Here is a 9338-nt window from a genome sequence, read left to right as displayed (position 1 = left end):
GACGATTCAAAGTGTCACCGATGTCCTGATGCAGATTCGTCACCGATGTCCTGCGACATGACAGCCTGCGGCTTGTCCATCTCTGTAGTGTACCGAACAGATGTTCGAAGCACAAGGGGTTCGTCGGTGGACTTCGGGTGAGGGGTGCGGTCGGAGAGCCGGGAGCGAACCGCAACCCCGCGGCCGCCTTCACCGCGTAGCCAGCCTGTCGGTCGCAAGCCACCGCGGACCCGCAGGCTTACGGACATCACGCTGGCTTCGGGGTGCTGCGAGGCTCGTCGCTGACGCACGCAAGTTCGGATGCAACCGACCTCGCGTTCCGGGCGTCTCCACTTCGACAACCCACGCACAGGGAGACTGCACCACCATGAACCGCACCGCCATCCGATCCGGCCTCGCCTTCACCGCCGCCGTCGCCGGCCTGTACGCCGGCACCGCCGTGCTCCCGGTCGCCGACGCCGCGACCGCGAGCGCGCCGCACCACAGGACGACCCTCACCTTCGAGGTCCCCGACTGCGAGGGCTGCGAGCTGTCGCTCGTCCAGGCCCGCTGGACGGACTCGAAGAAGCACCCCGTGCGCGTCTGGGACGGCCCGCGGGCCGTGGTCGACGACGGTACGGCGACCTTCACGGTCCGCAGCCGCCACACGTGGGGGATGTCGGTGCAGGTCGACGCGCCGTGGGACGGCCAGCTGGCCGCCGTGACGTCCGTGGCGTTCCGCTACGCCGGCCACGGCGTCGGCGACGAGGTCGCCTTCACGGACGCCCGACACGCGAGGCGGGCCTCGGCGTGCTGGGAGGGCACCCGCCGCGACGAGGTCACCATCCCGCTCACCGTGCGCAAGGTCCGCGTCGACGGGGTGCGTGGCAGCGTGGACGGCAGCATCGCCTACGCGACCACCACGGAGTCGTGGCTCCAGCCGATGCGCCGGGCCTACCGCGGCGTGCTCGCCTCGCAGGACGTGAACGTCTGCGGACCTCGCGGCTGACCCGCGGCGCCAGCCCATAGGCTCTCCCCATGGGCAAGCAGGAAGACTTCGTTCTCCGCGCTCTCGAGGAGCGTGACGTCCGGTTCGTCCGGCTCTGGTTCACCGACGTGCTCGGCTTCCTGAAGTCGGTCGCGGTGGCGCCGGCGGAGCTCGAGCAGGCGTTCTCGGAGGGCATCGGCTTCGACGGCTCGTCGATCGAGGGCTTCGCCCGCGTCTACGAGTCCGACATGCTCGCCAAGCCCGATCCGTCGACCTTCCAGATCCTGCCGTGGCGCAGCGGCGACGGCCCGTCGACCGCGCGGATGTTCTGCGACATCTCGATGCCCGACGGGTCGCCGTCGTACGCCGACCCGCGCTACGTGCTCAAGCGCACGCTGAGCCGGGCGGCCGACCAGGGCTTCACGTTCTACACGCACCCGGAGATCGAGTTCTACCTCTTCAAGGAGGTGCCGGAGGCCGGCGCCGAGCCGGTGCCCGTCGACCGGAGCGGCTACTTCGACCACACCGCGCAGTCGATGGGCGCCGACTTCCGGCGCGAGGCGATCACGATGCTGGAGTCGATGGGCATCTCGGTGGAGTTCAGCCACCACGAGGGAGGCCCGGGCCAGCAGGAGATCGACCTGCGGTACGCCGACGCGTTGACGACCGCCGACAACATCATGACGTTCCGTACCGTGGTCCGCGAGGTCGCGCTGACGCAGGGCATCTGGGCGTCGTTCATGCCCAAGCCGTTCACCGACCAGCCGGGCTCGGGCATGCACACCCACGTCTCGCTCTTCGAGGGCGACAACAACGCGTTCTTCGAGGCCGGCGCCGAGTACCAGCTGTCCAAGACCGGCCGCCAGTTCATCGCCGGCATCCTCAGGCACGCCAGTGAGATCAGCTGCGTCACCAACCAGTGGGTCAACAGCTACAAGCGGATGATGTGGGGCGCCGAGGCCCCGTCGTACGTCTGCTGGGGCCACAACAACCGGTCGGCGATGATCCGCGTCCCGATGTACAAGCCGCTCAAGGGCCAGTCGACGCGCATCGAGCTGCGCAGCCTCGACGCGGCCTGCAACCCCTACCTCGCGTACGCCGCGGTGCTCGCCGCCGGCATGAAGGGCATCGAGGAGGGCTACGAGCTCCCCCGCGAGGCCGAGGACGACGTCTGGTCGCTCTCGGAGCGCGAGCGCAAGAGTCTCGGCATCGACCCGCTGCCGAAGAGCCTCCACGACGCGATCGTGGTCGCCGAGGACTCCGAGCTGCTGGCCGAGACGCTCGGGGAGCACGTCTTCGACTTCTTCCTGCGCAACAAGCGCGCCGAGTGGGACGACTACCGCGGCCAGGTCTCGGCGTACGAGCGCGACCGCATGCTGCCGGTGATCTGATGGTCGACTTCCTCACCGACGACCGTGCCAAGGTGCTGCGTCGCCTGCTCTACGTCGTCGCGGGCTTCGGCGTCGTGCTCGTCGTGCTGGGGCTGCCGCTGGTCTTCGGCGACTATGTCCCGTACGGCGCGGTGGTGCTCGCGATCGCCGTCGTGCTCGGGGTGCTCGCCGGCGTGACGCTGCGCGCAGTCCGCGACCGAACCGCCGCCGCCCGCCGGCTCTGCATCGCGACCGGCGTCGCGACCACGGTGCTGTCGGTGCTGCTCGTCCCGATCTGGGTCGGCCTGCTCACGGTCATCACCGGCATCGGACTGCTGGTCGTCACCGTCGCTCCGGAGCGGGGGACCCGATGAGCGGGCGCCCGCTGGTGCTCGTCGTCGAGCCCGACGCCGAGTGCCCGGTCGGGTGGATCGGCGCCTGGCTCGACGAGTCCGGCTGCGACCTCGACATCCGCCGGGCGGGTGGCGGGCTGCCCGACCTGGGCGGGTACGACGGGCTCGTGGTGCTCGGTGGCCCGATGGGTGCGAACGACGACGACCGGCACCCGTGGCTCGGCCCGGTCAAGGCGCTGCTGCGCGAGGCACGCGACACCGGGCTGCCGACGCTCGGCATCTGCCTGGGCCACCAGCTGATCGCGGTCGCGCTCGGCGGCACGGTCGCGCCAAACCCGCGGGGCCAGCAGGTCGGCCTGCTCACGGTCGGCTGGACCGCCGAGGCGGCCGCGGACCGGCTGCTCGGGCCGCTGGCCACCCCGCGGCGGGGCGTGCAGTGGAACAACGACGTCGTCACCGCGCTCCCGGACGGCGCCACGCTGCTGGCGGCGACCGCGGAGGGCGAGATCCAGGCCGCCCGCTTCGGGCCGGCGATGTGGGGCGTGCAGCTGCACCCGGAGGTCGACGACGTCGTGCTGGAGCCCTGGGCGGAGGAGGACCGGGGCAGCCACGCGACCCGCGGGATCGACACCGACGCCCTGCTCGCCGACGTGCGCGCGGCCCGGGTCGAGCTCGACGGGGCGTGGCGACCGCTCGCGGAGTCCTTCGCGGCGCTGGTGGCCGACCCGTCGGCCGACCCGTCCGCGGACCCGGGGCCGGGCCACCCAGGACGATGACCCGGGCGGCGACCAGCAAGGGGAGCCTGCTGCGGCTGGGCTTCCAGGACCCGGACTCCGCGCGGGCGGCGCTCGAGCGGCTGGACTCCGCCGCCGAGCCCCTGCTCGCCGTGCTGGGGCGCACGGCCGACCCCGACGCCGCGCTCGACGGGCTGGTCCGGCTGCGCGGCACCGCGCAGGACGCCGACGCGCTGGTCGAGGCGCTCGTCGGGGACGAGGGCACCGCGATGCGTCTCCTGTGCGTGCTCGGGGCGAGCGAGGCGCTGACCGACCATCTCGTGCGCCACCCGGGGCACTGGGAGGAGCTGACCGACCCGTCGCTGGGGTCGACCCGGACGGCCGCCTGGGCGATGCGGGAGGCGCTGCTGGTCGCCGTCGGGGCGGACCCCGGCGCCGACGTACCCGTCGCGACGCTGCCGGACGCCGCGGCGGTCGACGCGCTGCGGGTCGAGTACCGCCGCCTGCTGGTGCGCGTCGCGGCCCGCGACCTCACCCACCACCTCTCCGTCGACGACGCGGCCGCCGAGCTCTCCGACCTCGCCGCCGGCACGCTCGAGGCGGCGCTCGCGGTCGCCCGGCAGCGGGTGCCGGACGCGGCGCTGGCACGGTTGGCGGTGATCGCGATGGGCAAGTGCGGCGGCCACGAGCTCAACTACGTCTCCGACGTCGACGTCATCTTCGCCTACGCGCCCGCGGACGGCGCCGACGAGCAGTCCGCCCTCAAGGCCGCGACCCAGCTCGCCAGCCACCTGATGCGCGTCTGCTCCGACCACACCGGCGAGGGCACGATCTGGCCGGTCGACGCCAACCTCAGGCCCGAGGGCAAGGCCGGGCCGCTGGTGCGCACGATCGCGAGCCACGAGAGCTACTACGAGCGCTGGGCGAGCACATGGGAGTTCCAGGCGCTGCTCAAGGCGCGACCCGTGGCCGGCGACCTGGCGCTGGGCCGGGAGTTCGTCGACGCCACCGCGCCCCTCGTGTGGTCGGCCGCGGAACGCGACCGGTTCGTCGAGGACACCCAGGCGATGCGCCGCCGGGTGCTCGACCACATCCCGGCCAAGGACGCCGAGCGTCAGCTCAAGCTCGGTGCCGGCGGGCTGCGAGACGTGGAGTTCGCCGTCCAGCTGCTGCAGCTCGTCCACGGCCGCGCCGACGAACGGGTGCGGCCGCCGGCCACGCTCAGCGCGCTTGCCGAGCTCACGCGGGGCGGGTACGTCGGGCGCGACGACGGGGAGGCGCTGCACGAGGCCTACGCGTTCCTGCGCCGGCTCGAGCACCGCATCCAGCTGCACGGGCTGCGCCGCACCCACGTCGTGCCCGAGGACGAGGCGTCGCTGCGCCGTCTGGGCCGCAGCCTGAACCACCTCTCGGACCCGGTCGGTGTCCTCGACAAGACCTGGCAGCACCACCGCCGCGAGGTGCGTCGGCTGCACGAGAAGCTCTTCTACCGGCCGTTGCTCGCCGCCGTCGCGCGGATCCCGGGCGACGAGGCGCGGCTGTCGCCGGAGGCGGCCGAACGGCGGCTGGGCGCCCTGGGCTTCGCCGACCCGCGCGCCGCGCTGCGCCACCTCGAGGCGCTGACCTCCGGGGTCAGCCGCACCGCCCAGATCCAGCGGACGCTGCTGCCGGTGATGCTGTCGTGGTTCGCCGACGCGCCCGACCCGGACGCCGGGCTGTGGGGGTTCCGCCGGATCAGCGAGTCGCTCGGCGCCACGCCGTGGTACCTCTCCACGCTGCGCGACGAGGGCGAGGTGGCCGAGCGCCTGGCCCGGATCCTCGCGACCTCGCGCTACGCCACCGACCTGCTCGAGCGGGAGCCGCAGGGCGTCCGGATGCTCGGGCGTGACCTGCAGCCGCTGACGGCCGAGGCGCTGACCGAGGAGATGGTCGCCTCGGCCGGCCGGCACGACGACCCCGAGGACGCCGTCCGCGCCATCCGCGGCGTCCGGCGCCGCGAGCTGCTGCGGATCGCGGCCGGTGACCTGCTCGGGCTCACCGACGTGGCCGACGTCGGCGCCGGCCTGTCCCGGCTCACCGACGCCACGCTCGAGGCCACGCTGGAGATCGCCGGCCGGGCCACCCGCACCCACCGGGGCGTGGACGAGGCGCCGACCCGGATGGCGGTCGTCGCGATGGGCCGGTACGGAGGGTTCGAGCTGTCCTACGGCAGCGACGCCGACGTGATGTTCGTGCACGACCCGATGCCCGGCGCCGACCCGCAGGCGGCCGCGTCGTACGCCCAGGCGGTCGCCAACGAGCTGCGGCGGCTCCTCGCGCTGCCCGGCCCGGACCCGGCCCTCGAGGTCGACGCCGACCTGCGGCCGGAGGGCCGACAGGGTCCGCTGGTGCGCACGCTCGACGCCTACGCCGCCTACTACGCGAAGTGGTCGAAGGTCTGGGAGGCGCAGGCGCTGCTGCGCGCGGACGCGGTCGTCGGCGACCTCGACCTGCGGCGTCGCTTCGAGGAGCTCATCGAGCCGCTGCGCTACCCGCCCGAGGGCATCACCGACGACGACGTCGTCGAGGTGCGCCGGATCAAGGCCCGCGTCGACTCCGAGCGGCTGCCGCGCGGCGCCGACCCGCACACCCACCTCAAGCTCGGCCGCGGCGGTCTCGCCGACATCGAGTGGACCGTGCAGCTGCTGCAGATGCGGTACGCCGGCACCACCCCTGCCCTGCGCACGTCACGCACCCTCGACGCGCTGGCCGCCGCCAGGGACGCCGGCCTGATCGGGGACGACGACGCCGCCGTGCTGCAGCAGAGCTGGCGACGGGTCAGCCGGGTCCGCAACGCCGTCACGCTCGTGCGCGGCAAGCCGGGCGACGAGCTCCCGCACGACATCCGGGAGCGGGCCGCGGTCGCGGCGATCCTCGGCTACCCGGCGGGCTCCTCCGACGCCATGGTCAACGACCAGCTCCGCTACACGCGGCTCGCGCGGGGTGTCGTCGACCGGGTGTTCTGGGGCTAGGCCGGGCGCTAGGCCGGCTCCTCCATCCGGTAGCCGACGCCCCGCACCGTGCGGATGTAGCGCGAGCCGCCGAGCTTGCGGCGCAGGTTGCCGACGTGCACCTCGACGACGTGGGTGTCGCCGATCCACGGGGTGCCCCAGACCGCGGTGTGCAGGTCCTCGCGGGTCGCGACCTTCGTCGGGCTGCGCATCAGCTCGGCCAGGAGCTCGAACTCGGTGCGGGTCAGCGGGAGCTCCTGGCCGTCGCGGAAGACCCGCCGGGCGGGGACGTCCACGCGCAGTCCGCCGTGCACCAGCACGTCGGGGTCGCCCACCGGGGTGACGCTGGGCCGGGGCCGGCGGAACATCGCGTTCACGCGGGCCTGGAGCTCCTTGAGGCTGAACGGCTTGGCCATGAAGTCGTCGGCGCCGGTCTCGAGGCCGAGCAGCCGGTCGATCTCGTCGGCGCGCGCGGTGACCATCACGATGTAGGCGTCGCTGATCTCGCGGATCTGCCGGCAGACCTCGATGCCGTCGATGCCGGGGAGGCCGAGGTCGAGGGTGACCAGGTCGGGTCGCAGCCGGCGGACCGCCTCGACCCCGTCCGGCCCGGCGTCGACCGCGGTGACCTCCAGGCCGAGGTCGGTGAGCGTGTGTGTGATGAGCTCACGGATGTCGCGATCGTCCTCGACCACGACGGCGCGACGCACCGGCCCGGCAACTCCTTCCATGGGGACGGATGATGCCATGCCGGGCCCGGCCTCGTCGGGGAACCGACCGCCGCCTCAGGTGGTGGGACGGTCCGGGTGGTCAGCGGTAGTCGCTGACGGTCCAGCCGCTCGCGACGACGACGTGGCCGTCTCCGGCGGTGACCCGGTCGGAGACGCCGAGGTCGAGGTCGAGCTCCCACGCCGGCTCGGTCGCACCGAACGGGGTGAACGACAGTGCCCGGCCACCGACGTCGTAGACGCCTTCGCCGCTCAGCGCGAACTGCTGGGGGTGCCTCGTGCCGACCCTCTCGAGCTCGTCGTCGTAGACCGTCCCGTCGCCGGAGATCGTGTGGTCGCCGTCGGGGCCGTGCACCGGGAACGCGTAGAACCCGTCCTCGGTCTCGGCCGGCACCGAGCCGGCGCGGCCGTCCTCGTCGTAGACCGCGGCCCGCCCCGGCTCCGCGCCCCACACGTAGACCGTCGACCGCGTCATCAACCCGGTGGTGGGGCCGGTGCCTCCGGTCGGCGCACCGACCTCGACGGTCCAGCGCACCGTGCCGGTGTCGCTGTCGAAGGCGCGGGCCGTGTCGGTGCCGGCAGCGACCACGAACCCGTCGGCGACGGTGACCCCGCCGAAGCCGACCGACGCGCTGCCCGGTGCGAGCTCCCTGGACCAGTCCACGTCACCGGTGTCGGCGTCCAGGCGGCGGAGGTGGTCGTCCGCGACGACGTAGACCGCGTCCGGTCCGGTGACCGCGCCGCTGTCGGACTCGGCGGTCCACTGCTCCCGCCCCGTCCCGGCGTCGAGCACGCGGACCACGCCGTCGTCGACCAGGACGACGTGGTCGCCGACGACGTCGTAGGCCGCGCCCGGGGCGGTCCAGAGCTCGGAGCCGTCGCCGGCGTCGAGTGCGACCACGACCACGGGTTCGAACGACATCGTCAGCAGGTAGCCGGGTTCCCCGGAAGGGACCTGGACGTAGCTGCCGCGGCGCAGGTCCGACGTCCAGACGGCGTCGCCGTCGGCGTCCAGCGCGGTGAGGCCGCCCATCGTCGCGACGTACGTCCGGGAGCCCGAGGTGACGACCTGCTGCACGTCGTCACCGGCGTCCCAGCTCCACGCCAGGTCGGGTGCGGTCGCGACGGCGCGGGGCTGGGCGAGCCGGTCCGACCAGTAGCCGTCGTCGTCGCCCCCGCCCCGCAGCATCGCCCAGCCGGTCCCGCCGACGGCGACGACGGCCACGGCCCCCACGGCGAGGAGCGCCGTACGCCGGCGGCGCCGCGACTCCTCCGGGGCGGGCTCGGGCCCGACGGACTCGGCGGCGGGCTCGTCGAGGACGATCACCTCCGGCGCGTCCACCGGCTCGGGCGCCGGCTCGCTGAACACGTCCTTCCCGCACCGGGGGCAGTAGCCGACGTTCGGGGACAGCGGCTCGCCGCAGTGGGGGCAGAACGGGGGTGACTCCAGCGTCACGAACCAGCACCTCTCGTCGCGCCTGGGTGGGCGGGCGGCCACTCTAGATCAGCCGGTTCCATCCCCGGCGGTCGCATGCGCCCGCGCGCGACGGGCACCGAGTGGCCATGACCAACGGGACCGACACCGCCCTGCGAGCCCTCGTGCTCGTGTGCACCCTCAAGGCCTCGCCGGCCGAGTCGAGCTCACAGCTCCTGGGCGAGCAGGTGCTGCACGAGCTCGAGCAGCTCGGCGTCACCGGAGAGGTCGTGCGGGTCGTCGACCACGACGTGCGGTTCGGGGTCGGCACCGACGAGGGGGACGGCGACGCCTGGCCGGGCATCCGGGAGAAGATGCTCGCCAGCGACATCCTCGTCATCGCGACCCCGATCTGGCTGGGTCAGCCGTCCTCGGTGTGCAAGCTGGTGCTCGAGCGGCTCGACGCCGAGCTGGGCGAGACCGACGACCAGGGCCGGATGCTCACCGAGGGGAAGGTCGCGGTGGTCGCGGTCGTCGGCAACGAGGACGGTGCCCACCACGTCGTGGCGGAGGTGCTGCAGGCGGTCAACGACACCGGCTTCAGCGTGGCGGCCAATGCCGGCACCTACTGGGTGGGCGAGGCGATGCAGGGCGTCGACTACCTCGACCACGACGAGACTCCGGAGAAGACCGCGACGACCACCGAGTCCGCCGCCCGGCACGCCGTGCACCTCGCGCGGCTGCTCGCGGCCGCGCCGTACCCCGGCCCGCCGGAGGGCTGA

Annotated in this window: 8 protein-coding genes; 6 read left to right on the top strand and 2 right to left on the bottom strand. The window is 73.5% G+C overall.

What is annotated here, in order from left to right; all coding sequences use genetic code 11:
* Positions 1-367: 367 nt before the first annotated feature.
* The 5 genes from PZ894_RS22040 to PZ894_RS22020 are packed head-to-tail and all read left to right on the top strand — an operon-like array spanning position 368 to position 6435.
* The gene (locus PZ894_RS22040; RefSeq protein WP_275748099.1) at positions 368-988 is read left to right on the top strand and encodes a hypothetical protein; all 621 of its coding nucleotides are present in this window, start codon (positions 368-370) and stop codon (positions 986-988) included.
* Between the two features lie 29 nt (positions 989-1017).
* Positions 1018-2358 carry a type I glutamate--ammonia ligase gene (gene glnA, locus PZ894_RS22035; protein WP_275748097.1) on the top strand — a complete coding sequence of 447 codons (1341 nt, stop codon included), beginning with the start codon at positions 1018-1020 and terminating at the stop codon, positions 2356-2358.
* Complete coding sequence (locus PZ894_RS22030; RefSeq protein ID WP_275748095.1) at positions 2358-2711, top strand: hypothetical protein; 354 nt, start codon at positions 2358-2360, stop codon at positions 2709-2711. Before glnA ends, PZ894_RS22030 begins: the two co-directional genes overlap by 1 nt.
* On the top strand, positions 2708-3466 hold the full coding sequence (locus PZ894_RS22025) for a type 1 glutamine amidotransferase (RefSeq protein WP_275748094.1): 759 nt from the start codon (positions 2708-2710) through the stop codon (positions 3464-3466). Before PZ894_RS22030 ends, PZ894_RS22025 begins: the two co-directional genes overlap by 4 nt.
* Positions 3463-6435: a bifunctional [glutamine synthetase] adenylyltransferase/[glutamine synthetase]-adenylyl-L-tyrosine phosphorylase gene (locus PZ894_RS22020; RefSeq protein ID WP_275748093.1), complete on the top strand. Its 2973-nt coding sequence runs from the start codon at positions 3463-3465 to the stop codon at positions 6433-6435. Before PZ894_RS22025 ends, PZ894_RS22020 begins: the two co-directional genes overlap by 4 nt.
* 8 nt (positions 6436-6443) lie before the next feature.
* Here PZ894_RS22020 and PZ894_RS22015 read toward each other — a convergent pair whose 3' ends face one another.
* Together PZ894_RS22015 and PZ894_RS22010 are read right to left on the bottom strand one after the other, a co-directional pair.
* Positions 6444-7145, bottom strand: a complete 702-nt coding sequence (locus PZ894_RS22015; RefSeq protein ID WP_275748091.1) for a response regulator transcription factor — start codon at positions 7143-7145, stop codon at positions 6444-6446.
* 79 nt (positions 7146-7224) lie between these two features.
* Positions 7225-8598, bottom strand: coding sequence for a PQQ-binding-like beta-propeller repeat protein (locus PZ894_RS22010; protein ID WP_275748090.1), 1374 nt, complete (start codon positions 8596-8598; stop codon positions 7225-7227).
* A gap of 107 nt (positions 8599-8705) precedes the next feature.
* Here PZ894_RS22010 and PZ894_RS22005 point away from each other — a divergent pair, with 107 nt between their 5' ends.
* A complete protein-coding gene (locus PZ894_RS22005) occupies positions 8706-9338 on the top strand; it encodes an NAD(P)H-dependent oxidoreductase (protein ID WP_275748089.1) in 633 nt (210 codons plus the stop codon).

Source organism: Nocardioides sp. YIM 152315, from assembly GCF_029210375.1.
In the GTDB taxonomy this organism is placed as follows: Bacteria; Actinomycetota; Actinomycetes; order Propionibacteriales; family Nocardioidaceae; genus Nocardioides.
Note: the sequence above shows the minus strand (reverse complement) of the source record. Positions and strands in the feature narration are given on the sequence as shown.

What these genes read in the sequence shown, in the direction of transcription:
- glnA (WP_275748097.1), top strand. Translation starts at nt 1,018, where the DNA reads ATGGGCAAGCAGGAAGACTTCGTTCTCCGCGCTCTCGAGGAGCGTGAC.
- PZ894_RS22030 (WP_275748095.1), top strand. Translation starts at nt 2,358, where the DNA reads ATGGTCGACTTCCTCACCGACGACCGTGCCAAGGTGCTGCGTCGCCTG.
- PZ894_RS22025 (WP_275748094.1), top strand. Translation starts at nt 2,708, where the DNA reads ATGAGCGGGCGCCCGCTGGTGCTCGTCGTCGAGCCCGACGCCGAGTGC.
- PZ894_RS22005 (WP_275748089.1), top strand. Translation starts at nt 8,706, where the DNA reads ATGACCAACGGGACCGACACCGCCCTGCGAGCCCTCGTGCTCGTGTGC.
- PZ894_RS22040 (WP_275748099.1), top strand. Translation starts at nt 368, where the DNA reads ATGAACCGCACCGCCATCCGATCCGGCCTCGCCTTCACCGCCGCCGTC.
- PZ894_RS22020 (WP_275748093.1), top strand. Translation starts at nt 3,463, where the DNA reads ATGACCCGGGCGGCGACCAGCAAGGGGAGCCTGCTGCGGCTGGGCTTC.
- PZ894_RS22015 (WP_275748091.1), bottom strand. Translation starts at nt 7,145, where the DNA reads ATGGAAGGAGTTGCCGGGCCGGTGCGTCGCGCCGTCGTGGTCGAGGAC.